The sequence below is a fragment of the Mycobacterium colombiense genome (assembly GCF_001953985.1).
GTDB lineage: Bacteria > Actinomycetota > Actinomycetes > Mycobacteriales > Mycobacteriaceae > Mycobacterium > Mycobacterium colombiense_B.
On the sequence record NZ_MBEI01000031.1, the window covers coordinates 107,754 to 131,858 of the forward strand.

The following is a 24,105-nucleotide window of genomic DNA, read 5'->3' on the forward strand; positions in this document are numbered from 1 at the left end:
ATGACCGACGACATCACCGGTCCCTCCGACCGCGACCCTGACAACACCGGCACACCGGCCGACCCCACCACGGTGTCGCGCCGGCGCGCGCTCGGCGGCGCCATGCTGGCCGGGCTCGGCGGCGCGGGCTTCGGTGCCGTCGGCGGCGGTTTCGCCGGTCACGCGATGGCGGCGGGACAACGCGGTGACGACCACGACACCGTCGATCTGCGCCGCAGCTACCCCTTCTACGGCCAGCCCCACCAAGGCGGAATCGACACGCCGCCACAGCGTTACGCCATGTTCATGTCGTTCTCGGTGGCCGGGGGCGCGGGCCGCACCGAGCTGCAGACCCTGCTGGCGCGCTGGTCGGCTGCCGCCGCGATCCTGCAGCAGGGCAAGCCGGTCGGAACCGTTCAGCCCCAGGTCGAGGTGCAGCCGCCCGTCGACACCGGCGAGGCCTACGGGCTGAGCCCCGCCAGTCTCACCGTCACCATCGGGCTGGGCCCGTCGCTGTTCGTCGACCGGTTCGGCTTGGCCGCCCGGCGACCCGCCGTGTTCACCGACCTGCCGCCGCTCAACGGCGACAACCTGGATCCTCGCCTGCACGGCGGCGACCTGTCCGTGCAGGCGTGCGCCGACGACCCCCAGGTCTGCTACCACGCGGTGCGCAACCTGGCCCGCCTCGGCCGCAACATCGTCTCGCCATACTGGGCGGTGCTGGGTTTCGGTCGCGCCTCCGCCGGCCCCGGCCAGCACACGCCACGAAACCTCTTGGGATTCAAGGACGGTACCCGCAACATCGCCACCGAGGAGGAGTACGCCAAATTCGTCTGGGTCGACAACAGTGACCAGCCTTGGATGAACGGCGGGACGTACCAGGTCGTCCGCAAGATCCGGATGCTGATGGAGACATGGGATGTCGACCGGATCGGCAATCAGCAGAGGATCTTCGGGCGCACCAAAGAAGAAGGGGCGCCGCTGAGCGGCAAGCACGAATTCGACACACCGAATTTCGCCGCCAAGGGCGCCGACGGCAACCCGCTCATCGATCCGATGTCGCACGTCGGCCTCGCCGCCCGGGAAAACAACGACGGCATCATGATCCGCCGGCGGTCCTACAACTACACCGACGGGCTCGACGCCAACGGCCAACTCAACGCCGGTCTGCTGTTCATCTCGTACCAAAAAGATCCCCAAGATTTTATTCGCCTACAGAACCGGCTGGGCGCGCACGACCTGCTCAACGAATACATCCGCCACATCGGATCAGCAATCTTCGCGGTGCCGCCGCCGCCGGCTGAAGGCCACTACATCGGCCAAAGCCTGTTCAGCTGAGCAAATCTCGCCGACCGGCGGTGACCGGTCGGCGGCGCGACGTTTCATACGTGTGATGTTTCGTGTCGGGCTCGTAAATCAAGCGCGCCCGCCGTCACGCATCGGTGACCGCCGCGCACTAACTCCGTGAAGCCGCAGAATCAGCGAGAAACGGAGAGAACTCACATGACCGATGCGCTCGTCATCGACGCCGAAGGCCTTGACCGGCTCTCGTGTAACGCCAAGGCCGATCCCGAGGCAGGCAGGAAGACACTCAAAGCCAAGACGGTGTGCGAGACCGGGTTCCGCAACATGACCTACGTCCGGGACCTGGCGCCGATGCTGGTGGGCGAGCCACCCGCGCTGCTGGGTGATGACTCGGCCCCCAATCCGTCGGAAACCGCGCTGGCCGCGCTGGGCTCGTGCGTGTCGGTGGGCCTGTTGGCCAACGCGACCCATCGCGGCGTGACGTTGACCAAGATCGAGGTCGAGATGGAAGGCGACATCGACATCTCAGCGGTGTGGGGTGTGGGGGACACGCCGCAGGACAAGCGCCTGGGATTCAGCGCCGTCCGCTGCCGGGTGAGCCTGGCGGGCGACGCCGACGATGCCACGCTGAAAGAGATCCACGACAACGCCATCGCCTGGTCACCGGTGCTGAACACGTTTCGCAACCCGGTAGTCGTCGACTCGACTCTGAGCACGGAATGAGTGCAATGACGGCGACCATGGATCCCGCGGCCGGCACGTTGGATGTCGAACTGTTGGAGGATATTCGGGCTCACGCCGCCGCGCTGGACCGCGGTGAAGATCACTCCCGCCGCAGCTTCACCCGGCTCGGCGAGGCCGGACTGCTCGGGATCGGCGCTCCGGGCAATATCGACAACCGGCTTCCGGCGATGGCCGAGGTGATCCGGTTGATCTCTGGGGCATGCATGAGCACCGGGTTCTCCTTGTGGGCGCATCGCATGGCGATCGAGTATCTGCTCACGGCCGCAACCGAATTCAGTAATGCTGCGGTCGCACCGTTGCTTTCGGGAACGGTGCTGGGGGTCACCGGCATGGCCGCGGCGTTCAAGGAGGCGGCCGGTTGCGGCAGCGTGGAGTTGACCGCCACGTCGGTGGCCGGCGGCTACCGGGTGTCCGGCCCGATCAGGTGGGCCAGCAATCTGTATCCCGACTCGACGATGGTGACCGCGGTGCGGACCGACGCCGGCGAGAAACTGATCGTCGCGCTGGCCCTGGGCACGCCCGGCGTCGTCGTCGGCGAGCATTTCGACCTGCTGGCCATGGGCAGCACCGCGTCCTCGTACCTGAACCTGGACGGCGCCTGCGTTCCCGCCGAACAGGTGTTATCGCGCGACTCCGATGGCTTCCTGCAGGCGGTGCGCCCGACTTTCCTTGTCCTGCAGTCGGCCATGTGCCTGGGGCTGACCCGGACGACCTTGGATCAGGCCCGGCTGGGGCTCGATGGCGTCAACGCGGTGTTCGCCGACGATGTCGACCGCGTCACGCAGAAGCTGATCGGCGCCGAAGCCACGCTGGCGAAGCTTGCTGTGGCCGTGGGGGGCGTCGAGCCGCCGGCCAAGAGAGAGCTGCTGTCCCTGCGGCTCGCGGCGGCCGAATTGTCCAGCGCCAGCGCTGACCTGGAGATCCGGACCGCCGGCGGAAAGGGGTACGCGAGCAGGACGCCGGCAAGCCGGCGCTATCGGGAGGCCGCGTTCATCCCCGTCCAGTCGCCGTCCGAAGGGCAACTGCGCTGGGAACTGGCCAGGTGCGGCTGAGCGCGGGTCGATGGTGACTCCGGTGTCGGTGCCGCCGGAGGGCACCGAATCCGAACGGCTGGTCGGCGGGGTCCCGCTGGCCAGCCTGGTGCGCGACTTTCACCGGCCGATGGTGAATTTCGCTCGCACCATGGTGGATTCAGCGACGATCGCCGAGGAAGCCGTGCAAGAGGCATGGGTGCAGGTGCTGCAGTCGTCGGATTCGTTTCAGGGCCGTTCGTCGGTGAGCACCTGGCTGTTCGGCATCGTCAAACACACCGCATCCCGGCACCGGCGACGGGAAACGCGCATCCGCCACCATGAGGTGCTCGCCGCCGCCACGGAGGGTGACGCCGACGACCCGCTGTCGGGCCGCATGCATCCCGCCGGTCACCCCGATGCCGGGCACTGGCGGCTGCCGCCGTCGCGGCGTTTTCTCCCCGAAGATCACACCGTCGAAAGCGAACTCCTCGGCTACGTGCGGGCGGCGCTGGATGCGCTACCCGAACGGCAGCGGCAACTGGTCATCTTGCGTGACATCGTCGGAACCTCGGCCGACGAGGCGGCCGCGCTTCTCGACCTGTCCGCCGAGGCGCAGCGGGCGCTGCTCTACCGCGCCCGGGGAAAGCTCCGAGCCGAATTGGAAAAGCGGTATCAACGATGACCGTTCATGACAACACCGTTCCCGCCATCGATTGCGTCGACTTCGTGCGCCTGGTCGACGATCTCGTCGACTCCGACCCGCAACAGTGGGGACCGATCGTGGCCAAACACCTCGACGAATGCCCGCCCTGCCTGATCTATCTGCAACAGATGCTCGACCTCAAGATCCTGCTCAGCCACGTCTTCGACGGTGAGCAGCTCAGCGAGGACCACATTGCCGGTGTCATCAACGCGATCAACACCTTGAGGAAAGGCGAACACGGATGACGATCAACGCTGAAGCGCCGCAGCTTCAGAGCGATGCCCTGGTTGCGGATAACGTGACCGCGTTCCCTTCTGGCGTCAGGGCAAGCGGCCCACCGGAGGATCCGTTCGAGCCGCTGTCGGTGGGCGCCATGGTGGATCGGGTGGCGGCCATGGCGGTCGAAAAGGCCGCGCACCCCTGGGCATTCCTGATGCGCTCCTTGGTCGGCGGTGTGATGGTGGCTTTCGGGGCCCTGCTGTCGCTGGTGGTGAGCACCGGGGTCAAGACCCCCGGTGTGGCAAGCCTTTTGATGGGCCTGGCCTTCGGGATGTCTTTCGTCCTGATCCTGGTCTCGGGCATGTCACTGATCACCGCGGACATGGCCGCCGGCTTTCTCGCCGTGCTCAAGCGCACGCTGAGCGTGCGCGGTTACATCGTGCTGGTGACCGTCGGACTCATCGGCAACATCCTCGGCGCGCTGGTGTTCGTCACGGTGTGCGCCGCGGCGGGCGGCCCCTACCTGGGCGCGTTCGCCGAGCGAGCGGCGACCGTCGGCACGCTGAAGGCCGGCCAACCCTTCTGGACGGCACTGCTGCTTGCCGTGGTGTGCACGTGGTTCCTGCAGACCTCGATGTGCATGTTCTTCAAGGCCCGCAGTGATGTCGCCCGGATGGCGTTCGCGTTCTACGGGCCGTTCGCGTTCGTCATCGGAGGCACCCAGCACGTGATCGCCAATGTCGGATTTCTCGGACTTCCCCTGCTGCTCAACCTCTTTCACCCGGCCGCACCACGAGGCTCGATCGGTTGGGGTTTCGGCCAACACGGTTTGCTCACCAACATCGGCATCACCACGCTGGGCAACCTCATCGGCGGCACCGTGTTCGTGGCATTGCCGTTCTGGATCATCGCGCAACTGCAACGCCGCAAGATCTAGCCGGCTACGGGAGACCTCCGGCCCGGGGGGTGAGGACTAAAGCCCCACGACTGACGCGCCCTTCTCGGATAGCGTCGGTAATGATGGAGGGAGAACGTAATGTCCGCACCCGTCAAAGAACTCGGTATCGTCGTCGCGGTCGACGGTTCGGCGGCGTCAACTGTCGCCGCGGGCTGGGCGGCCCGGGAGGCGGCGATGAGACACATCCCGCTGACCGTCGTGCACGCGGTGTCGACTCCCGCCGCGACATTCCCGCCGGTTCCGTACCCCGAATCCCTCGTCACGAGCCTGGAAGACGAAGGCAAAAAGGCGATCATGCACGCGACGAAAGTCGCCGAAGACGCGATGTCGGCCGACCGCGCGGTGCCCATCGGCAGGAAACTGGTGTATTCGCCCCCGGTGCCGACCCTGCTGAAGATGTCAGATGCGGCGGAGATGATCGTCATGGGCAGCGCCGGCCGCGGGTTGTTGGCGCGCGGTCTGCTCGGGTCGGTGAGCTCGGCCGTGGTTCGGCACGCGAATTGTCCGGTCGCCGTCGTCAGGGACGAAGAACTGCCGGATCCGCGGAATGCCCCCGTCCTGCTGGGCACCGACGGCTCACCGGCTTCCGAACTTGCGACGGAAATTGCGTTCGACGAGGCGTCTCGTCGCGGTGTGGACCTGGTGGCCCTTCACGCATGGAGCGACGCCGCCGTGGTCGAAGTCTTCGAAATCGATTGGCCGGCGGTCGGAGGCGAAGCCGAACGCAGCCTTGCCGAGAGCCTGGCGGGCTGGCAGGAACGCTATCCCGACGTCACCGTTCATCGACTCATCGCTCAGGACCGGGCCGCGCGGCACCTCATTGACAAGTCAGAAACTGCACAGCTTGTGGTCGTTGGCAGCCACGGTCGGGGCAGTCTGAGCAGGATGCTGTTGGGTTCGGTCAGCAACGCGGTCCTGCACTCGGTCCGGGTGCCGATCATCGTCGCCCGGCCGCCCTCCGCATAAAAGCCGTCACCGCGGCTCGCGCAGCACCCCGGTTGTCCACGCGCACAACGCCGCGACGTCGCGTCCGGCCCGGGCGACGGTCCGGTCGGGGCGCACCACGGCAGCCCCGGCGCGCCCCCGGCACAACCACATCGCCAGGTCATCGCCGGGTCGCGGGACCAGGACGACAACGCCACGGCGCCGCAGGGATGCTTCGTCGGCGGCCGCCGGGCGAACCGTGGTGATCAGCGCGAAACTCGCGCCGAGCGCATCATCGAGGCGCCGGCCATCGCGCAGCAAGGCATTCGGGCAGAGCCGGCCGGCGAGCCGGCGCGAATCGCACACCAGCGCAGAGCGATGCAGCGGCGGCGTGGTGGAATCGACGATCCGGTGGCGCAGGCCCGGGATGAAGCGCAGCCGCGGCAACACCAGCCGGCGCGCCACATCGCCTGCGCGGCCACCGCCGGTCATCGCCCAGCCGACGCCCAACGCCAACCGGATCATCTGTCGGGTATGCGGCGCGCGTTCCTGTTCGTAGCTGTCCAGAGCGTCCGCACCCATGGTGCCGTGATGGACCGCGGCGAGCTTCCACGCCAGGTTGGCCGCGTCCCGAACCCCAGCCCCCATACCCTGGCCGATGAACGGGGGAGTGAGGTGCGCCGCGTCGCCGAGAAGGAACACGTTGCCGCGGCGCCACCTGTCGGCGATCTGAGCGCGAAAGGTGTATTCGGCGACGCGCAGCAGGGTCAGCTCGCTGTCGGCCACCGTTGCCGTCCAGGGTGTGATCAACGGCCGCACTGCGTCCAATGTGCCGAATTGCTCGGCGTTTTCGTCGGACAGCAGCTGGAATTCCCATCGGTAGCGTGCATCTCCGATGCGCATGTAGGTTGCGGCGCGGGCCGGGTCGCATACCTGGTGCACGCCCTCCCACTGGCCCAGATCCGCGTCGGTGGCGACATCGACGACCAACCAGCGTTGTTCAAAGTGCAAGTCCCGCATCGTGGCACCGATGTGGGCGCGCACCATGCTGTTGGCGCCGTCGCACCCCAGCACATAGTCGGCGGCCACGTGGTGCACGCGGCCGTCGGAGCGGTCGGTGAACGTGACGCGGATGCCGTCGGTGCCGTCGTTGATCTCGGTGATCTCGGTGACCTCGGCGTTGCCGCGCAACCGCGCGTTGGGGTAGCGCTTGAGGTTGGCGCGCAGCAGCGCCTCCAGCTCCGGCTGGTCGAACATGTTGGCCTGCGGGAAGCCGTTCGCAACGCGCGATCGGTCGCGGTTGAACTGGGCGAGGACACCGAAATCCGTGCCCAGTAACCGCAATCCCAGCGTGGGCCTGGAGATGGACGCGAACTCGTCGGCGACGCCAAGACGGGCGAGGATGCGATAGACCTCGTCGTCCAGGTGCACGGCCCGCGGCTGCGGGTACACGCCGGGCCAACGATCGAGCACCAGGCAGTCCACGTCGTGCTGGGCCAGCAGGGTCGCGGCGGTGATGCCGGTCGGTCCGGCGCCGACTATGACAACCGAGCGGCGCCGACCGTCTCCGTGGCTCACGCGAATCGGACTGTGGCGCGCTGTGTTCCGAGATCGATGGCACCGTCATCGGTGCCGATCGATGCCTCCACGACGTCACCGTCTTGCAGGTATTTTGTGTTGTCGGCCTGACGCGAGAAGAAGACCTTCCACTTGAGGTTGGGCGGCAACAGGTTTCCGATGATCTGCAGCGGCTTCGGCGGAGCGCTCAGCGCGGTTCCGGCCGGGGTTCCGGTGAGCACCAGATCGCCGGGTGCGAGCTCCTGAAACTGGGTGAGTGACTGCAGCGCCTGCAGCGGACGGTAGAGCATGTCGGGGTCGACGAGCGCGTTGTGGCGCTCGTCGCCGTTGACGCTCAGCCGCAGCCGCAGGTCGCCGAACCGCTTGAGTTCGTCCGCGCTGAGCAGCACCAGCTCCGGGCCCACCGGGGTGAAGGTCGGATACGACTTGGCCTCGTAGAACTGGGTCTGCGGAAGCTGCACATCGCGCGCCGAGACGTCGTTGGTGACGACCAGCCCGGCGATCAGGTCGCCGAGGTTGGCATCGGAGATGCTGGTGCCCACCGGGATCGTACGCCCGATCACCAGACCGATCTCAACCTCGTAGTCGAGGAGCTTGACGTGTGCCGGTTTGACGATGTCGTCGAACGGGCCGTTGATCGACGCCGACGCCTTGCGGAAGAAGGTCAGCGGAACCGACGACGGGTCCATGCCCGCGTCTTTGACGTGCGACTCGAAGTTGGTCATCTGGGCGATTACCCGGCACGGCCTGGTCACCGGCGAGACCAATCGCAGACCGTCGAGATCCACCAGGTCGGCACTGTTGGCGGCCGCGTCGATAGCGGCCCGGTCGGCCAGCAGCCCCGCGGTGCTGGTGGCGGCGGTCTCGATCTTCGCGGCGCCGTTCGCGGTTTTGAGCCACCAGCCGTCGGCGGTGTGGAGGACGGAGACGGTCATGAGGTAGGCACTTTCAGTAGTCCGGCCAGGCGGCCGATATCGAATTCGTTGCGTGTGCGCAGCGCGGTGGCGATCGAAACCAGTTCGTGGCGAGCGGATTTGAGGTCTGTGCCAAGGAAGTCCCGGCTCGCCGCGGGTCCCCACTGGGCCAATCCGGAGGCGGTGAACGGCGCCCATCCGGATTCCAGGGTGTTGTCGAACAGGTCGCCGTCGGCGAAGTGCTCGAACAGGTAGCCGTCGGGATCGCGCCAGTAGTCGAAGATCTGGCTGCCCTGAATGTGTCTCCCGATTCCCCAGGACCGGAAATAGCCACGCTCGCGCAGGTATTCGCCGCCGGCGGCCAGGGCGTCGAGGTCGCTGACCTGATACGCCGAATGAACGTAACGGTTGGCCGGGCCGAGCGCCAACGCCAGCGTGTGATGGTCGGCCGGGGTGAGGCCTCGATCGCAGCGGATGAAGCTCATCGTCGGGCCCCGGCCGCGCTGGCCGGGGAAGTACAAGAAGTCGCTGACGATCATCCCCAGGTTGTCCAGGTACCAGTTCAGCGCCTCGAGGTACTTCGTCGACTGCATGACCAGATGGCCCAGACGCAACACGCGGGCGGGCGCCCGTTGCGGACGCTGGGTTTCGTTGAGGCGTCGCGGTTTGACTCCGTAATTGAGCGAAAGAGGTTGCTGCGCACTGAGTTCAGGCAGCTCTATCATGCCGGCGGCAACGCTGACCGGCGTCCCGCTGGGGTCGACCAGATCGACCGCGAGGCCGCCGACGGCGTCGGGTAGCGGTCGCGTGCGAGCGCAGTGGGCATCGGCCAACCTCAGCACGTCGGCCTCGTCGCCAGCACGGAACGCCACACCGGCGAAGCGTCGCCTCGGTCCGCGACGCAGGATGAGGCACGGTCCGCCGGGCAACGTGCCACGCAACTGCACTTCGTCCGGGGTGCGCTGGGCCGTCTGAAAACCGAAGGCCCGCGCGAATGCCTCGGCGCGCGCCAAGTCCGGTCGCTCGAACACCAGCCAGGCGATGTCGACGACTTTGATCACCGGGTTGCGCGGCCGGCCGGGGTGCTCGCCGGGTAGCGCACCCTGCGGGCTGTGCGCATCCCACTGGGCGCTGTTGATCAGGTTCATCGGCCGTCTCCAAACTAACTGACGAAATCGTCACATACGAGTCAACGTTCAGTCAAGCTTTCTGACGGAATCCTCATAACTGATGCATACTGCTGGACATGAGCGCGATGCCCGACCGTCAGACGCCCAACCGCTTGGCGCGGCGCAAGCAGCGCACCCGCGCGGCGCTGGTCAGCGCCGCGATGCGGCTGATCGCCGAGGGCAGGGTCAATGTGCCGGTCCTGGAGATCACCCAGGCCGCCGACGTCGGGATGGGTTCGTTCTACAACCACTTCGACAGCAAGGAGCAGCTGTTCGACGCGGCCGTCGCCGACGTGCTCGACGCGTACGGGGCGATGCTGGACCGGCTCACCGAATCCATCGACGACCCGGCCGAGACGTTCGCCACCAGCTTCCGGCTGACCGGCCGGCTCTTCCGGCGTCGCCCGCAGGAGAGCCAGATTCTGTTGGCCAACGGGTTGGCCCTGTTGTCCGCACCCAACGGGCTGGCGCCACGGGCGCTGCGCGACATCAGGGCGGGTGTCGAGGCCGGCAGGTTCACGGTCGACGATCCCGAACTCGCCCTCGCCATGGCCGGGGGCGCGTTGCTCGGGCTGGGCAACCTACTGCGCGATCAGCCGGACCGCGACGACGCCCAGGCTGCCGACACGGTCACCGAAAGCGTTCTGCGGCTGTTCGGGCTCAGCGCCGCTGAGGCACGCGCGGTGTGTCGACGTCCGTTGCCGGACAGTGTCTTCGGCGAGGCTTAGCAGTTGTGACCCGACGCCCGATCAAGTTGTGGCTCAAGGCATGCCGATTGGCGTCGCTACCTATGCATGGCCAGGCCGGCCAGCGTTGCGACGGCGTCGACCGAGAATGCGACGTTCCTCCCGACAGCGCCATCATCACCGGCCGCGCCGGGACTGGTCCATCGCACGTGTGCGGTCCCACTGACCTGCAAAGTGGCGCCGGTATCGAAATCGAGGAACAGCAAGGCGGCTTTGTTATCGACCGCCAGGTTGCCATAGCTGTTGAACATGTTGTTCCCCGCGAAATCCGGCCACCACAACCGGTCCGGTGAGTCGACCCGGACGAATCCGGGCGGGCCTCCTCGGTGTGATGCATCGCTACCACGGCTGGGATGGCTTGTGCCCAAGAAGAACGTGTCGGACGTTGCGATCATCGCTCGATCGGAGGGGCCGAGAAACGCTGCGTGTCCCGGGCGTTTCGAAGGAGGGGCAGCAAGATTAGCGACATCGATCGCGCGGCGGTGAATGTACTTGGGGCAATTGCCGTACGACTGGTCAACGCGGACGGTCATGCTTTGGTGGTCAGCACCGACGAGTTCGCCGTTTATTCGTAGCCTGCGGCGGGTGGCGAAGTCGATGGCGATCAATCCGACCTGCTGACCGGTCCGGATCTCGTGCAGGGGATCCCCGTCACGGGGAGAGGCCGACACGCGCAAGACACCTTCGTGCCCGCGGAGAAAACCCGGTGCCGCGGCCAACGGCGAGACCCAGAGCACGCCGTTGTGGTCGCGTCCGGTCAGCGCGGCGAACCGCTGTGACGCGAGAAAGCGTGCCGCGCCTTGGGACAGTTCCGACGAGTCAAGCATGCTCTCCAGCCGCCCGGCCTCGGCTTCGACACCCGCTCGGCGCTGCATTGCGAGTTCCCCCTCATGGAACCCGGTCGCGAACATATCCGTCGTAACAACGTCACCGACGCAATGCTTCCTAGCGGGTACGGAAGCGCCCGGAAGGGGTTGGCGCAGGAGCTGCGGTGCGGGTCGCGGGGCGAATCGCTGCCAGCAGCGCTCCGGCCGCGAAGACCACTGCGGTCAGCCACGCAAAGTGCCCGTCGGGAGCGAAGCCCTCGGCGGCGATCATGGACAGCGCGTAGGCCGCCATCGCGGCACCGGCCAGCATCACCGGCTCCACCCAGCGCTCGGTGAGCGGGACACCGAGCAGGGGCAGGGGAGCGGCGAAAAATCTTCGCGCCCAGAACAGCAACACCATCTCGCCCGCGGTCACGACGCTCAGGATGACCACCCATTCCAGCCGGGCCAGCCACCAGGCCGCGCTGCCTTCGGGCGGCTGCGGCAACAGCCCGGCCGGATACCCGACGATCGCCACGATCACGACGGGAATCATGTGCCACAGGTAGAGGGCCATGATGTTGTTGTTGGCGACCGACAACACTCGCTCGACGCGCATGGCGCGTAGCGCGCGGTTGAGGGCGGGAGCGACCGCCATCGCGATTCCGGTTTGGGCGCAACCGAACGCCAACAGGGCCACGGTCGGTGGTGTCGTGTTGTCGATCGTCTGTCCGGGAACGCCGATCATGCTGATCGGATAAATCTTCAGCCAAACCAGCAGCGCCAGCGCCGCGGCGGAAACGCCGGCCAGTAGCCAGGGCCTGCGACCGGCGAATGACCCGCCGTGCCAAGCGATCCCGAGCTGATACAGCGTGCCCCACCCCAGCAGATAATTCACCCAGTTGAGGGAGTGCACATGCCCGGCGAGCCGGGCGACATCCACCGCCGCGACGGCCAACGCGAGCACCCCGGGCGCCAGCATTCCCCAACGGCGTTGTGCGACAATCGCAATCGGTGTCAGCGATACCACTACCAGATACACGGCCAGGAACCACAGGTGCATCGCCACCGCCCAGCCGGCGTACTCGAGCACCGAGCCGGCCACACCGCAGGCGCCCAGGACGACCACCACCAGCGACACCAGCACGATGTAGACCGCCGTCGGCCCGAGGACTCGCGCCAACCGGTGCTGCACCCAGGTTCGGCGCGAAACGCCGTCGGTGTCGTGGCGATGTGTCCAGGACACCGCGGCGGCGTATCCGGCAACCAGGAAGAACGCCGGAACCGCCTGGAAGGGCCACGTCAGCCACTGCGTCCAGGGCAGATCCACGAGCGGATTCTGCCGGCCGAATTGCCCGTCGTGGTAGGTCACCGATCCGGCCAGCCAATGTCCCAGCACGATCAGCACCACACCCGATACCCGGTAGTAGTCGACCGCCAGATTGCGGGCCGGCCGTGGGGTGTTTGCGCGGTCCATCAGATCGGGGGAAGCTCGACGCGGTACACAGCGCCACGGTACCGTCCGGCACTCAGCGGGGTCTCGCGCAACCGTAGAACAGGAGACATCCCATGAAATTGGCTCAACTCGCCGAGTTACAGGTCGGTCGCATCGGATTGGGTGCGATGGGCATGTCGGTGGCGTACGCCGGCGCGGGCAGTGACGACGCCGAATCGATCCGCACGGTTCATCGCGCGATCGACCTGGGTGTCACTCTGATCGACACCGCCGAGGTCTACGGCCCGTATGTCAACGAGGAACTTCTGGCCCGTGCCCTGCAGGGACGACGCGATCAGGTAGTCCTGGCAACCAAATTCGGCCTGATTTCGCACACCGGCCGCGACGGCCTCGACAGCAGCCCCGCCAGCATCCGCGTCGCCGTGGACGGTTCGCTTCAGCGGTTGGCGACCGACCATATCGATCTGTATTACCAGCACCGCCTCGACCGCCAGACCCCGATCGAAGAGACGGTCGGTGCGCTGGCCGAGCTGGTCGCCGCCGGAAAGATCCGGCACATCGGTCTGTCCGAAGTCGGCGTGGACACCATTCGTCGCGCCCATGCGGTGCACCCCATTACGGCCGTCCAATCGGAATACTCGCTGTGGACGCGCGATCAAGAAGACGAGATTCTGCCGGCGCTGCGCGAGTTGGGGATCGGGTTTGTCGCCTACTCGCCGTTGGGCCGCGGCTTCCTCACCGGCGCCATCCGCTCCACCCAGGAGCTACCCGATACCGACTACCGCAAGACCAACCCGCGGTTCTTCGACGACAACTTTCAGCACAACCTGCGGTGCGCGGACGAGGTGCGCGACATCAGCGCGGACGTCGGCGCGACGCCGGCTCAGGTCGCCTTGGCCTGGCTGCTCGCGAAAGGCCCTGACATCGTGCCGATTCCGGGAACCAAGCGTGTCACGCGCCTGGAAGAAAACGTCGGTGCCGACGCGGTGGAGCTGACCGCCGACCAATTGGCCAGACTCGATGGACTCACCCCGCCCGTCGGAGGGCATCACGCCGAGGCGCAAATGGCCTGGATCGATCGCTAGTCGACGCTGGCCAAAGCCGCTGTGCCATATTTCTTTTCGATCAGCGACCACGGGTCGGCATAGGGACCGCGTCCCTCGAGCCGGCGCTGAATGGAAAACACGGCCCGCAGCACTGGGCGTAGCACCGGGCCAAGCAGTCGCAGCACGATCCGCAGGCGGCCCTGCGATTCGGCCACCCACGCCAGTGTCTGGCTCCAGTCGTGCTCCTGAAAGTCCAGCAGCGCCTGCGCTTCGGTCGTGTCGTACCAGCCGGTGAAACTCCAGCCGCGGTCGTCGGCCGGGTCGCCGGGCAGGCCGGCCGAGGGGCCGAGCGGACCCAGGCCGGCGGCACTCATCAGGTCGTCCTGCAGGCGGTGCTGGAGCAGCACGTACGTTTCGTTGCCGCCGACGAGCACGACCCTGCCGGAGATGGTCGCCTCGCGATCGACGCCGTTGGCGAATGCCAGCGCCACGTCTCGCGCGTCCACGGCGTGAATGCGGTTGTCGCTCGGCATCGAACGCATCAGGATGAGGTAGTCGCCGTTGATGCCGGCCTGGGTGTCCGGCGAGATGACGCCCGCGAGCCGGAAGAGCGCGTACGGCACGCCGCTACCGCGGATGGCCGCCTCGGCGAGCACTTTGTCCTGGCCGTATTGGTCGATGGGGTTCACCGGGGTGTCCGGGGTGATCCGCTCTGGTTGGCGGTAGGGGTTGCGCGATCCGTACACCGCGGCGCTGGACGCCATCAGGAACAGAGGCGGGCGGGGGAGTGCCGAGCAGCCCGCCAAAAGGTTCTCGGTGCCACCGACATTGACCCGCCTGGCCAGTCCGGGATTGCGGTACGACGGTGGGGACACGATGGCGGCCAGGTGAACAACGGCCCCGGGCCGATGGGCGGCGATGAGAGCGTTGACCGCCTCGGCGTCCAGGAGATCGGTGTACGCGGGAATCAGCGTCCCCGGATGGCCGCCGGCTACGAGTTCTTTCTCGACTGCGACGGTGTTGTCGTTGCGAAGGTCCATCGCGATGACGGTCCGTCCCCGGTCCAGCAGGATCTGCGTGCAGCGCTTACCGACCTGCCCGAACGCGCCGGTGACCAACACTGTGTCGACGGTCATGGGCGCGTCACCGATCCATCAGACGGCCGGCGATCCGGCCGATGGCCGTGCGGACCCGGGGCGAGACGTAGATCGAGAAGAACGGCGTCACGATGTCCTCGCGGAGTCGAGTTAGCTTGGAGCTCTTGATAAGCCACTGGCCGGCGACGTTCTCGTAGGTCTCGTGGTAGTGGCCGTAGCCGACCAAGGTCACCCCGGGCCCGAATCGGACCACGTCTTGCAGCGCCCATATTCCGCGCGCCGTCGTCGCCGAGGTGAGCTCGATTTCGGGTGTGTGCACCTGGTGGGCGGTGGGCTGGGTCGGGCGGCCAAGGGCCCGACGGGTGAACGCCACGAAATCGTCGGCGCCGGCGATCACCTTGCCGCCGGCTTCGGACGTGTCACTGACGAAGTCGTCGGCGAAGATCGTCCGCCACGCCGCCCAGTCCTTGGTGTCCAGGTGGCGGCAGTAGCGGGCTTTGAGCTGCTTGATGGCTTCGATCGCCGGCAGCGTCTCGGCCACCAGGCCCTCCGCGCGCTCTGTCATTGCGGCTCGATTCTTTCGGTAAGCGTCCCGGCGTGACGTTTCACTGGCGAAGTGTAAACCCGTCACCCTTTGAAGTAGACGATCTGATGTGTGGTGGCCAGCAGCCCACCGTCGGCGGTCCACACCTTCGCGCTCTGGTCGAAATAACCGCGGGTGAAGCGGTTCGCGTGCGCGCTGGCCAGCACGAAGTCGTTGTGTAGGGCGTCGAGCTGGGACTGATCGGCGTGGAAATACGTGGTCAGCGAGATGGTCCCGGACGGCAGGAAGCCGCCGCGGCGCAGGAACACCCGCGGGTAGAAGATGTCGCACAGCGCGGCGAGCGCGGGGTAGTCGACCGGTCGTCCCGCGCCGTCGCGGACCCACAGGGTGGAGGTCGACGACGGGTTCGGATCCCCGCCTTTGCCGGGCATCGCGCCCTCGACGTAGCGCATGTCGTAGAGCCTGGTCCATCGAACGAGGCCCGGATCGACCGCGGGCACCTGCTCGGGCGCCGGCGCACTCGGCGGGCGGCTCTCCGTGTCGGCCCAACTTTCGCGCCGGACCGCGAAGATCGCGGTCGCCGTCGTCTTGACCACGTCGTCCTGGCTGAGCTCGACGATCCAGTGCTGATTGGTCCGGTTGGTGCGCGCGGCGCGCAGCGTGATGTCGAAGTCGCCGTCGGCGATGGGAGCGGCATAGTTGACGGTCAGGGCCAGCGGTTCCCCGATGCGCTCGGGGTGTGCATCGACGGCGCGCAGCATGACGGCGGCGGTGATCCCTCCGAACGGTCCGACCATGTTGGCCCACTCCGGGTGTGTGCGGCCGCGGCTGACGTTCGCGCCGATCGGGTCGAGCTGCAGGGCTTCGTCGAAGGGATGTGTGTCGGTCATAGTGATCGACCGCAGATTACTTGCGGGCGGCGGCGCCGCCCGACATGGGGTCTTGGCGTGTGGGCCGCGGCGGACACCATGGGTTGATGTACGGTCCGGCGAGCGACTACCTCACCGAAAGCGAGCCACGATGGCGAAACAGGACGACGCCGCAGCCAAATCTCCCGCCGAACTGATCGACGCCCGGATCAAGGAGTTGGGGGATTGGCGCGGTGAGACGCTCGCGCGCATCCGGCAACTAATCAAGAAGGCTGACCCCGACGTGGTCGAAGAGTGGAAGTGGCGCGGCGTTCCCACCTGGTATCACGACGGGATGATCTGCACCGGCGAGACGTACAAGAACGTCGTGAAGATGACGTTCGCCAAGGGCGCGTCGCTGCAGGACCCCGCGGGTCTGTTCAACTCCAGCCTGGACGGAAACACCAGACGGGCGATCGACTTCCACGAGGGCGACAAGATCGATGAGAAGGCGTTGACGGCGCTCATTCGCGCCGCGGTGGCGTTGAACCGCTCCTGAGACGCCAACCTGTACACCCGCGTGGCGGTGCTGTACAGTCGCCCAGCACAAGGTCGACGCTCGAATGAGAGGCCAGCCGGTGACTTCCGAGTCGGTCGAGGAATTTCGGAGCCGGGCCAGGGCCTGGCTGGCCGCGACCATGCCACGACTCGATCCGGCCAAGGCGGCGCAGCTGGAGCGCGATGAGTTGCCGTCCTGGCACCGGGCTCGCGAACTGCAAAAGCTGCTGTGGGACGGCGGATTCGCCGGGATCTGTTTCCCGCGGGAGTATGGCGGGCTCGGGCTGAGCTACGAATACAAAAAGGCGTTCGACATCGAGTCCCAGGGGTATGAGACTCCGCTCCTGCTCAACGTCCCGTCGTTCGCCATCTGCTGCGCAACGATTCTCGACATGGGTAGCGAGGAGCAGAAGCGCACGCATATCGCCGCCGCGCTGCGCGGCGACGAGGTGCTGGTGCAGCTGCTGTCCGAGCCCAACGGGGGATCGGATCTGGCGGGCGTCATCACCCGCGCCGAGCGCCGGGACGGACGATGGATCATCAACGGCGCCAAGACCTGGAGCACGTGGGCGTTCGCCGCCGACTACGGCCTGTGCCTGGCCAGGACCAACTGGGATGTGCCCAAACACGATGGGCTGACGATGTTCCTGGTGCCTTTGCACCATCCTGGCGTCACCATCAACCGCATCCAGCAGGTCAACGGATCCATCGAGTTCTGCGAGGAGTTCTTTGACGACGTCGACGTCGGCGACGATGCGGTTGTCGGTGAACCGGGCAAGGGATGGGACGTCGCGTCACGGCAGCTCTACCATGAGCGGCGCACGATGGGGGACGGCTCGGAATACACCAGCGGGCCGGGAATCGCTGAGGCCCACGATGTTTCGGTCGATCTGGTATCGCTGCTCGAAAAGACGAACCAGGCCGGGAACCAACGACTCGAGCAGATGGTCGGCCGGGCGCTGGTGCACCGGGCCGTGCACGGCCAACTCAGTGAGCACGTCTTCCACGCCGTGGCCGGCGGATCACTGCCGCCCGCGGCCGGGTCGATCATCCGCCTGTACATGGCCGAGGTGCACGACGTCGAGACCGATACCGCGCTGGCCGTGGCGGGCCCGGCGGCCGTGGTTGACGACGACGGCGGGTTGGTCGATATCGGGACGCGCTATCTGGGCCGGCAGACCGCGAGCATCGGCGGCGGTACCACGGAGATGGCGCGCAATGTGATCGGCGAGCGGGTGCTGAACTTCCCGCGCGAGCGTGCCGACGACCGCGGGATGCCTTTCAACCAGGTGCGCCGCGGTAAAAGCTAAGGAGGCGAACGGAATTGAGCGGTCAACTTCGTGACATCCGGGAGTTGATGGGAGACTCCGATGCCTACCGCGACGAACTGTACCGGCGTTGGACGGGCCTGCTGAGCTACCGCTACATCGGTCGCAAACACTCGTCGATGAACCTGGGCGAGACCGACGACACCGTCACCATCCGCCGCGACATGCGCAACGAGGCGGGCGGAATCATGGTGGCGCCGTTGGCCATTTCGTCCCCGGAGGGCTGTCAGACCGATATGGTCGCCGTGCCCAATCCGGTCATCGCGTCGGTACAGATCGTCGATCCCGGCTACGACGTCGACAGGATCGAGATCGTCGGGTCGGGCATCGTGCACCAAGGCCGCACCATGGGCTACGGGCGCTGCACCATCGTCGACGCCGACAACCCCACTCGGGTGATCGCCTTCAACGAGGGGCAGGGCGCGATCATCGGCATCCCGCCGGAAGGTCTGGACCGCATGGATGTTTCGGGCACCGAACTGGTGGTCGAGGACTCTCCCGATCTCCCGCCGCTGTGGCAGGCCTTCGGTGCCAGTCGGCGGGGCGACGGCCGCTGGATACTGCCCGAGCTGAGCACCGAACTCGCGTCCCCGGACGCCGCGCTGCACATCGGACCCCAGCACGTCGTCCTCGAAACCGCGGCGATCGATCTCGCCGCCGAGGTCGCCGGGACCAAAAAGCTGCAGGTCGTCAGCTGGCATGTGATGTTCATGTCGCGCGGCAAGGTGGGGCCGTTCCGGGTCGAGGGCACCGCCCATCCGGGCGGGCCCGGGCGCGTCGGCGTGCGCATGCTGCTGCACGACGAGGGCAACGCCGACAAGGCGGTCACCTCGGCCGCCGCCGTCTTCGACATCGTCGGCTGAGCCGGGTTCGGCCGGCCGACTTGAGAGTTGGTCGGGAACGCCCAGGCGGATCGCGCTAACCTTCCGGGGGACGCGAAGGAGCGTGATGGTCATGCAGGTTTCCATGTTCGGGCAACTCAGCGGATCGGGCAGCGAGTCGCCGATCGACGCCACGATCGCCAACCTCGCGATGCTTCGCGATGAAGGTTTCAAACGCGTGTGGATGAGCCAATTGCCTTACGAGCCCGACCTTCTCACGATCCTGGCCATCGCAATGCACGAAGTCGACACGATCGAGGTGGCCAGCGGCGTGGTGCCCATCCAGAACCAGCATCCGATGCAGATGGCGCAGCGCGCCCTCACGGTGAGCCTCGCCTCGGGTGGCCGCTTCACGCTCGGACTCGGCATGACCCACCAGGCGGTTACCGAGGGAATGTGGGGCATCCCGTGGGACAAGCCGGTGCGCAGGCTGAACGAATACCTCGACGGGCTGCTGCCGCTGCTGGCCGGTGAACGCGCCGACGCGACGGGGGAAACGGTGACCACTCGGGGCGCGCTGATGATCGCGGGGGCGCCGCGGCCCGACGTCTACATCGCGGCGCTGGGTCCCCAAATGCTCAAGCTCGCGGGGCGGCGCACGTCGGGCACCTGCACCTGGATGACCGGACCCGCGACGCTGGCCGGGCACGTCGCGCCGACGCTGCGCCAGGCCGCCGCCGATGCGGGACGCGAGGGTCAGGTGCGCGTCGCCGCGTCGTTGCCCGTCAGCGTCACCGATGACGTCGACGCCGCCCGCAAGCAGGCGGCCGAACAGTTCGCCATCTACGGCCAGCTGCCGTCGTACCGCGCGATGCTCGACCGCGAGCGCTACTCGGGGCCGGAGGATGCCGCCATCATCGGCGACGAGGACACGGTCCGCGGCCGGCTCGACGAACTGCGTGCCGCGGGTGTCGACGAGTACGTCGCCGCGGCATTCGATCCGTCGGCGGAGGGCCGGGCGCGCACGCGGGCGCTGCTTCGGGCGTACGACTTTTGACCGGAAGAGATCGTCCAGCCCGGTCCTTTGGCTATGGCCATACATAGCCTCCGGTACGTATGGTGCATAGACGAACTCACACGACAGGAGAACGCAGTGGCAGAACGGTTGGCGGGCAAGGTCGCGCTCATCAGTGGCGGCGCCCGGGGAATGGGCGCATCGCACGTGCGGTCGCTGGTCGCCGAGGGAGCCAAGGTGGTGTTCGGTGACATCCTCGACGACGAGGGCAAGGCGGTGGCGGCGGAGGTCGGTGACGCGACCCGCTACCTGCACCTCGACGTCACCAAGCCCGAGGACTGGGACGCGGCGGTGGCCACCGCCCTGGGCGAGTTCGGCCGCATCGACGTGCTGGTCAACAACGCCGGCATCATCAACATCGGCACCCTGGAGGATTACGCGCTCTCGGAATGGCAGCGCATCCTCGACATCAATTTGACGGGCGTGTTTCTCGGCATCCGCGCCGTGGTCAAACCGATGAAGGAAGCGGGCCGGGGGTCCATCATCAACATCTCCTCGATCGAGGGCATGGCGGGCACGATCGCCTGCCACGGTTATACCGCAACGAAATTCGCCGTTCGGGGACTGACCAAGTCAGCCGCGCTCGAGCTGGGCCCGAGCGGAATCCGGGTCAACTCAATCCATCCCGGGCTCATCAAGACGCCGATGACCGACTGGGTTCCCGACGACCTCTTCCAGACGGCGCTGGGCCGCGCGGCCCAACCGGTGGAGGTCTCCAACCTCGTGGTCTATCTGGCCAGCGACGAGTCCAGTTACTCCACCGGCTCGGAGTTCGTCGTCGACGGCGGCACCACCGCCGGCCTGGGACACAAGGACTTCTCCAACGTCGAGACCGGCGAGCAGCCGGACTGGGTTACGTAGCGGCGGTTACCGATTCGCGTTCCTTGGCCGGCTGGGGCCAGGGTGATGGAACCGGGCGCTGACGGACCCGTTGCGGCCACCAGAACCACTTGCCCAGTAGCGCGGCAATGGACGGTGTCATCAGCGACCGCACGATCAGGGTGTCGAACAGCAGACCCAATCCAATCGTGGTGCCGACCTGGCCGATGACCGTCAGCTCGCTGACCGCCATGGTCATCATCGTGAAGGCGAACACCAGCCCCGCCGACGTCACCACCGAACCGGTGCCGCCCATCGACCGGATGATGCCGGTGTTCAGGCCGGCGTGAATCTCTTCCTTGAACCTCGCCACCAGCAGCAGGTTGTAGTCGGCGCCCACGGCCAGCAGGATGATGACCGACATCGCCAGCACCATCCAGTGCAACTCGATGCCGACGAGGTGCTGCCAGATCAGCACCGAAAGCCCGAAGGACGCGCCGAGCGAGAGCAAGACGGTTCCCACGATGACCGCCGACGCCACCACCCCCCGCGTGATGAGCAACATGATGATGAAGATCAGGCACAGCGAGGCGATCCCGGCGATCAACAGGTCGTAGGTGTTGCCGTCGCTGAGGTCCTTATAGATCGACGCGGTGCCCGCGAGGTAGATCTTCGAGCCCTCCAGCGGAGTGCCCTTCAGTGCTTCGTAGGCGGCCTTCTTGATCGCCCCGATGTGCGAAATGCCTTCCGGCGACATCGGATCGCCGTCGTGGCTGATGATGAACCGCACGGCGCGCCCGTCGGGGGAAATGAAGTTCTTCATGCCCTTCTTGAACTCTTTGTTATTGAAGGTCTCCGGGGGCAGGTAGAACGAGTCGTCGTTCTTCGAGGCGTCGAACGCCTTGCCCATGGCACTGGAGTTCTTCTGCGCCTCTTTCTGCTGGTCCTGTAGCCCCTTCTGGGTCGAATACATGGTCAGCATCGTCGTTTTCATTGCCTTCATGTTCTCGAGCATGGAAGGCATCAGCGCCACCATCTGGGGCATCAGGGTGTCGAGATGATCCATGATCGGCAACAGGCTCTGGATGTCGTCGGTCATCGTGTCGATGCCGTCCAGGCCGTCGAAGACCGAGCGAAGCGACCAGCACACGGGAATGTCATAGCAGTGCTTTTCCCAGTAGAAGTAGCTGCGCATCGGGCGGAAGAAGTCCTCGAAATCGGCCATGTGGTCGCGCAATTCGTTGATATCGATGGTCATGTCATGCATCTTTCTGACCATGACATGCATGTCGTTGGCCATCTGCGCGGTGATGCTCGACATCTTCTCCATGCTGTCGATGGTCGTCTGCATCATGTCGGCCTGGTGCAGCATGTCGGCCATCTGATCTTCCTGGTACTTCTGGTTCATCTGCTGGCTGACGCCCTGCATGCTGATCTGAAAGGGAATCGATGTGTGCTCGATCGGCGTGCCCTGCGGACGGGTGATCGCCTGCACGCGCCCGATGCCCGGGACCCGGAAGACCGTCTTGGCGATCTTGTCGATCACCAGGAAATCCGCCGAGTTGCGCAGGTCGTGGTCACTTTCGATCATCAACACCTCGGGGTTCATCCGCGCCTGCGAGAAGTGCCGGTCCGCCGCCGCATACCCCTCGTTGGCTGGCAGGTCCGTCGGTAAGTATTTGCGGTCGTTGTAGTTGGTGCGGTAGCCCGGCAGGGTCAGCAAGCCCACCAGCGCGACCCCGATCGTTATGACCAGGATCGGACCGGGCCAGCGGACGACCAGCGCGCCGATCTTGCGCCACCCGCGAATCCGTTGCGTGCGTTTGGGTTCGAGGGTCTTGCCGAAACGCGTGGCCACCGCGACGACGGCCGCACCGAGCGTCAGGGCCGCTGCGACCACGACCACCATGCCAATGGCCAGCGGAATACCCAGCGTCTGGAAATACGGCAGGTTGGTGAAGTGCAGGCAGAATGTCGCGCCGGCGATGGTCAAGCCAGACCCGAGCACCACGTGGGCGGTGCCCTTATACATGGTGTAGTACGCCTCTTCGCGGGTCTCGCCGATGGCACGGGCTTCCTGATATCGGCCTATCAAGAAGATCGCGTAGTCGGTGGCGGCCGCGATCCCCAAGGTGACCAACAAGTTCGTGGCGAACGTGGAGAGCCCGATGAGGTTGAAATAGCCGAGGAACGCGACCATTCCGCGCGCGGCCGACAGCTCGAGCACCACCATCACCAGCGTGAGCAACACGGTGACGACCGACCGATAGACCAACAGCAACATGCCGATGATCACGGTGAACGTGGCGGCCGTGATCAGCTGCATGCTGCGGTCGCCGGCCTCGTGCTGGTCCGCTGACAGGGCCGCGGGACCCGTCACGTAGGCCTTCACCCCGTTGGGTGGGGGCACGCTCTTCACGATGTTCTGGACGGATTCCACCGACTCGTTGGCCAAGGCCTCGCCCTGGTTACCGGCGAGGTACACCTGGACGTAGGCGGCCTTGCCGTCGTTGCTCTGCGCGCCCGCTCCGGTCAGTGGATCGCTCCACATATCCTGTACGTGTTCAACGTGTTTCGTGTCGGCGTCGAGCTTCTTGACGATCAAGTCGTAGTAGGCGTGCGCATCCGCGCCCAAGGGATTCTGGCCCTCGAGGACGATCATGACCGAGCTGTTGGACTTGTACTCGTTGAACACTGCGCCCATGCGCTTGGTCGCGACCACCGACTGCGCGTCGTCGGGGGCCATCGACACCGAGCGCATCTTTCCGACCTCCTCCAGCTGGGGGACGGAGACGTTGAGCACCGCGATGATCGCGATCCAGCCCAGGATGATCGGCACGGCGAGCGTCCGGATGAGCCGGGGGATCTTGTCTCGCACGGGTTCGTTGACGACGGGAATGGTGTCGGTACGGGCGTCGTTTAGCGTTGCGCTCATGCGGATTTCACCATGCAAAAGGTCAGGGCGTGCACGCCGTGGGTGAGGTTCTCGTCCTTGACTTCGTCGTCGATCGTGATGCGGCAACCGAGGGAGTTGCCATCGCTTTGCGCTGACAGGTTCGGGAACACCGAGGGCGCGGTGGTGCTCAGGACCAGCGTCCACGGCAGCGGCGCGCCGTCGATCCGCCGCGGATCAGCGGACAGGTCCAAGTAGTTCACGTTGGCCTGGCTGGCCGAGCCGAAGACCTCGTATTTAACGACCTTGGGCTTGAAGGGCTTTGAGTCATCGAGCCGCGGGCTGCTCATGATGCCGGTGTCGTGCGCCCCGAAAAACGATTTGACCCGGACGACCGCAAAGCCGCCGACCACCACGACCGCCACGATCAACAGCGGCAACCAGGCGTTGCGCACAAGTCTTGATATCTGCACCTAGGTGATCCCTTCCCCGCCACGCAGTAGTGACGTGGATCAGCGTTTGCGCGACCGGAGGTCGTGGGCAGGTGAGTGCCCACAAGTCG

At 66.2% G+C, this 24,105-nt stretch carries 24 protein-coding genes; 14 read left to right on the forward strand and 10 right to left on the reverse strand.

What is annotated here, in order from left to right:
* The 7 genes from efeB to A5732_RS06515 all read left to right on the forward strand — a co-directional run bounded on the left by efeB (position 1) and on the right by A5732_RS06515 (position 5,887).
* On the forward strand, positions 1-1,317 hold the full coding sequence (gene efeB, locus A5732_RS06485; protein WP_076101598.1) for an iron uptake transporter deferrochelatase/peroxidase subunit: 1,317 nt from the start codon (positions 1-3) through the stop codon (positions 1,315-1,317).
* Between the two features lie 165 nt (positions 1,318-1,482).
* Positions 1,483-2,007 carry an OsmC family protein gene (locus A5732_RS06490; RefSeq protein WP_076056472.1) on the forward strand — a complete coding sequence of 175 codons (525 nt, stop codon included), beginning with the start codon at positions 1,483-1,485 and terminating at the stop codon, positions 2,005-2,007.
* Positions 2,008-2,012: 5 nt separating this feature from the next.
* On the forward strand, positions 2,013-3,080 hold the full coding sequence (locus A5732_RS06495; RefSeq protein WP_076101600.1) for an acyl-CoA dehydrogenase family protein: 1,068 nt from the start codon (positions 2,013-2,015) through the stop codon (positions 3,078-3,080).
* Between the two features lie 10 nt (positions 3,081-3,090).
* On the forward strand, positions 3,091-3,723 hold the full coding sequence (locus A5732_RS06500; RefSeq protein ID WP_076101601.1) for an RNA polymerase sigma factor: 633 nt from the start codon (positions 3,091-3,093) through the stop codon (positions 3,721-3,723).
* On the forward strand, positions 3,720-3,989 hold the full coding sequence (locus A5732_RS06505; protein ID WP_065125153.1) for a hypothetical protein: 270 nt from the start codon (positions 3,720-3,722) through the stop codon (positions 3,987-3,989). Before A5732_RS06500 ends, A5732_RS06505 begins: the two co-directional genes overlap by 4 nt.
* On the forward strand, positions 3,986-4,900 hold the full coding sequence (locus A5732_RS06510; RefSeq protein ID WP_076056466.1) for a formate/nitrite transporter family protein: 915 nt from the start codon (positions 3,986-3,988) through the stop codon (positions 4,898-4,900). The genes A5732_RS06505 and A5732_RS06510 overlap by 4 nt, the downstream gene beginning before the upstream one ends.
* Positions 4,901-4,999: 99 nt before the next feature.
* The gene (locus tag A5732_RS06515) at positions 5,000-5,887 is read left to right on the forward strand and encodes a universal stress protein (protein ID WP_076056464.1); all 888 of its coding nucleotides are present in this window, start codon (positions 5,000-5,002) and stop codon (positions 5,885-5,887) included.
* Positions 5,888-5,893: 6 nt separating this feature from the next.
* Here the strand turns inward: A5732_RS06515 and A5732_RS06520 are convergent, their stop codons facing one another.
* From A5732_RS06520 to A5732_RS06530, 3 genes are read right to left on the reverse strand one after another with little or no spacing between them, the layout of a single operon-like run.
* The gene (locus tag A5732_RS06520; protein WP_253189017.1) at positions 5,894-7,423 is read right to left on the reverse strand and encodes a bifunctional 3-(3-hydroxy-phenyl)propionate/3-hydroxycinnamic acid hydroxylase; all 1,530 of its coding nucleotides are present in this window, start codon (positions 7,421-7,423) and stop codon (positions 5,894-5,896) included.
* Positions 7,420-8,358, reverse strand: a complete 939-nt coding sequence (locus A5732_RS06525; protein WP_076101606.1) for a fumarylacetoacetate hydrolase family protein — start codon at positions 8,356-8,358, stop codon at positions 7,420-7,422. The genes A5732_RS06520 and A5732_RS06525 overlap by 4 nt, the downstream gene beginning before the upstream one ends.
* A complete protein-coding gene (locus A5732_RS06530) occupies positions 8,355-9,485 on the reverse strand; it encodes a VOC family protein (protein WP_076101608.1) in 1,131 nt (376 codons plus the stop codon). The genes A5732_RS06525 and A5732_RS06530 overlap by 4 nt, the downstream gene beginning before the upstream one ends.
* Positions 9,486-9,583: 98 nt before the next feature.
* Here A5732_RS06530 and A5732_RS06535 point away from each other — a divergent pair, with 98 nt between their 5' ends.
* The gene (locus A5732_RS06535) at positions 9,584-10,234 is read left to right on the forward strand and encodes a TetR/AcrR family transcriptional regulator (protein WP_076101612.1); all 651 of its coding nucleotides are present in this window, start codon (positions 9,584-9,586) and stop codon (positions 10,232-10,234) included.
* Between the two features lie 56 nt (positions 10,235-10,290).
* Here A5732_RS06535 and A5732_RS06540 read toward each other — a convergent pair whose 3' ends face one another.
* Together A5732_RS06540 and A5732_RS06545 are read right to left on the reverse strand one after the other, a co-directional pair.
* Positions 10,291-11,127: a pyridoxamine 5'-phosphate oxidase family protein gene (locus tag A5732_RS06540; protein WP_249266862.1), complete on the reverse strand. Its 837-nt coding sequence runs from the start codon at positions 11,125-11,127 to the stop codon at positions 10,291-10,293.
* 70 nt (positions 11,128-11,197) lie between these two features.
* The gene (locus A5732_RS06545) at positions 11,198-12,535 is read right to left on the reverse strand and encodes an acyltransferase family protein (protein WP_076101615.1); all 1,338 of its coding nucleotides are present in this window, start codon (positions 12,533-12,535) and stop codon (positions 11,198-11,200) included.
* Positions 12,536-12,627: 92 nt separating this feature from the next.
* On the opposite strand from A5732_RS06545, the gene A5732_RS06550 reads away from it, so the two are divergent.
* On the forward strand, positions 12,628-13,599 hold the full coding sequence (locus A5732_RS06550; RefSeq protein ID WP_064954236.1) for an aldo/keto reductase: 972 nt from the start codon (positions 12,628-12,630) through the stop codon (positions 13,597-13,599).
* Here the strand turns inward: A5732_RS06550 and A5732_RS06555 are convergent.
* The 3 genes from A5732_RS06555 to A5732_RS06565 all read right to left on the reverse strand — a co-directional run bounded on the left by A5732_RS06555 (position 13,596) and on the right by A5732_RS06565 (position 16,091).
* A complete protein-coding gene (locus A5732_RS06555; protein WP_076101618.1) occupies positions 13,596-14,696 on the reverse strand; it encodes an NAD-dependent epimerase/dehydratase family protein in 1,101 nt (366 codons plus the stop codon). The genes A5732_RS06550 and A5732_RS06555 overlap by 4 nt on opposite strands.
* A 7-nt stretch (positions 14,697-14,703) precedes the next feature.
* The gene (locus tag A5732_RS06560) at positions 14,704-15,222 is read right to left on the reverse strand and encodes a nuclear transport factor 2 family protein (RefSeq protein ID WP_076101621.1); all 519 of its coding nucleotides are present in this window, start codon (positions 15,220-15,222) and stop codon (positions 14,704-14,706) included.
* 62 nt (positions 15,223-15,284) lie between these two features.
* Positions 15,285-16,091 carry an acyl-CoA thioesterase gene (locus A5732_RS06565; protein ID WP_076101623.1) on the reverse strand — a complete coding sequence of 269 codons (807 nt, stop codon included), beginning with the start codon at positions 16,089-16,091 and terminating at the stop codon, positions 15,285-15,287.
* Positions 16,092-16,221: 130 nt separating this feature from the next.
* On the opposite strand from A5732_RS06565, the gene A5732_RS06570 reads away from it, so the two are divergent.
* The 5 genes from A5732_RS06570 (at position 16,222) to A5732_RS06590 (ending at position 20,692) form a co-directional block, all read left to right on the forward strand.
* Positions 16,222-16,608 (forward strand): DUF1801 domain-containing protein, encoded by a 387-nt coding sequence (locus tag A5732_RS06570; RefSeq protein ID WP_076101625.1) that lies wholly within the window; start codon positions 16,222-16,224, stop codon positions 16,606-16,608.
* 79 nt (positions 16,609-16,687) lie between these two features.
* Entirely contained in the window at positions 16,688-17,917 is a 1,230-nt protein-coding gene (locus A5732_RS06575) for an acyl-CoA dehydrogenase family protein (RefSeq protein WP_076101629.1), read from the forward strand.
* Between the two features lie 14 nt (positions 17,918-17,931).
* Positions 17,932-18,798 carry a hypothetical protein gene (locus A5732_RS06580; RefSeq protein WP_076101633.1) on the forward strand — a complete coding sequence of 289 codons (867 nt, stop codon included), beginning with the start codon at positions 17,932-17,934 and terminating at the stop codon, positions 18,796-18,798.
* A gap of 85 nt (positions 18,799-18,883) precedes the next feature.
* Positions 18,884-19,813: a TIGR03564 family F420-dependent LLM class oxidoreductase gene (locus A5732_RS06585; protein WP_432760656.1), complete on the forward strand. Its 930-nt coding sequence runs from the start codon at positions 18,884-18,886 to the stop codon at positions 19,811-19,813.
* Between the two features lie 96 nt (positions 19,814-19,909).
* Positions 19,910-20,692, forward strand: coding sequence for an SDR family oxidoreductase (locus tag A5732_RS06590; protein ID WP_065076399.1), 783 nt, complete (start codon positions 19,910-19,912; stop codon positions 20,690-20,692).
* Here A5732_RS06590 and A5732_RS06595 read toward each other — a convergent pair.
* Together A5732_RS06595 and A5732_RS06600 are read right to left on the reverse strand one after the other, a co-directional pair.
* Positions 20,685-23,585, reverse strand: coding sequence for an RND family transporter (locus tag A5732_RS06595; RefSeq protein ID WP_076101636.1), 2,901 nt, complete (start codon positions 23,583-23,585; stop codon positions 20,685-20,687). The genes A5732_RS06590 and A5732_RS06595 overlap by 8 nt on opposite strands.
* Positions 23,582-24,016 carry an MmpS family transport accessory protein gene (locus A5732_RS06600; protein ID WP_269203706.1) on the reverse strand — a complete coding sequence of 145 codons (435 nt, stop codon included), beginning with the start codon at positions 24,014-24,016 and terminating at the stop codon, positions 23,582-23,584. Before A5732_RS06600 ends, A5732_RS06595 begins: the two co-directional genes overlap by 4 nt.
* Positions 24,017-24,105: the final 89 nt, after the last annotated feature.

Excerpts from the sequence above, each read along its gene's own strand:
- A5732_RS06545 (WP_076101615.1), bottom strand. The coding sequence starts at position 12,535 with ATGGACCGCGCAAACACCCCACGGCCGGCCCGCAATCTGGCGGTCGAC.
- A5732_RS06490 (WP_076056472.1), top strand. The coding sequence starts at position 1,483 with ATGACCGATGCGCTCGTCATCGACGCCGAAGGCCTTGACCGGCTCTCG.
- A5732_RS06510 (WP_076056466.1), top strand. The coding sequence starts at position 3,986 with ATGACGATCAACGCTGAAGCGCCGCAGCTTCAGAGCGATGCCCTGGTT.
- A5732_RS06500 (WP_076101601.1), top strand. The coding sequence starts at position 3,091 with ATGGTGACTCCGGTGTCGGTGCCGCCGGAGGGCACCGAATCCGAACGG.
- A5732_RS06535 (WP_076101612.1), top strand. The coding sequence starts at position 9,584 with ATGAGCGCGATGCCCGACCGTCAGACGCCCAACCGCTTGGCGCGGCGC.
- efeB (WP_076101598.1), top strand. The coding sequence starts at position 1 with ATGACCGACGACATCACCGGTCCCTCCGACCGCGACCCTGACAACACC.
- A5732_RS06565 (WP_076101623.1), bottom strand. The coding sequence starts at position 16,091 with ATGACCGACACACATCCCTTCGACGAAGCCCTGCAGCTCGACCCGATC.
- A5732_RS06570 (WP_076101625.1), top strand. The coding sequence starts at position 16,222 with ATGGCGAAACAGGACGACGCCGCAGCCAAATCTCCCGCCGAACTGATC.
- A5732_RS06540 (WP_249266862.1), bottom strand. The coding sequence starts at position 11,127 with ATGCAGCGCCGAGCGGGTGTCGAAGCCGAGGCCGGGCGGCTGGAGAGC.
- A5732_RS06495 (WP_076101600.1), top strand. The coding sequence starts at position 2,013 with ATGACGGCGACCATGGATCCCGCGGCCGGCACGTTGGATGTCGAACTG.
- A5732_RS06530 (WP_076101608.1), bottom strand. The coding sequence starts at position 9,485 with ATGAACCTGATCAACAGCGCCCAGTGGGATGCGCACAGCCCGCAGGGT.
- A5732_RS06525 (WP_076101606.1), bottom strand. The coding sequence starts at position 8,358 with ATGACCGTCTCCGTCCTCCACACCGCCGACGGCTGGTGGCTCAAAACC.
- A5732_RS06595 (WP_076101636.1), bottom strand. The coding sequence starts at position 23,585 with ATGAGCGCAACGCTAAACGACGCCCGTACCGACACCATTCCCGTCGTC.
- A5732_RS06505 (WP_065125153.1), top strand. The coding sequence starts at position 3,720 with ATGACCGTTCATGACAACACCGTTCCCGCCATCGATTGCGTCGACTTC.
- A5732_RS06560 (WP_076101621.1), bottom strand. The coding sequence starts at position 15,222 with ATGACAGAGCGCGCGGAGGGCCTGGTGGCCGAGACGCTGCCGGCGATC.
- A5732_RS06515 (WP_076056464.1), top strand. The coding sequence starts at position 5,000 with ATGTCCGCACCCGTCAAAGAACTCGGTATCGTCGTCGCGGTCGACGGT.
- A5732_RS06555 (WP_076101618.1), bottom strand. The coding sequence starts at position 14,696 with ATGACCGTCGACACAGTGTTGGTCACCGGCGCGTTCGGGCAGGTCGGT.
- A5732_RS06585 (WP_432760656.1), top strand. The coding sequence starts at position 18,884 with ATGGTCATGCAGGTTTCCATGTTCGGGCAACTCAGCGGATCGGGCAGC.
- A5732_RS06550 (WP_064954236.1), top strand. The coding sequence starts at position 12,628 with ATGAAATTGGCTCAACTCGCCGAGTTACAGGTCGGTCGCATCGGATTG.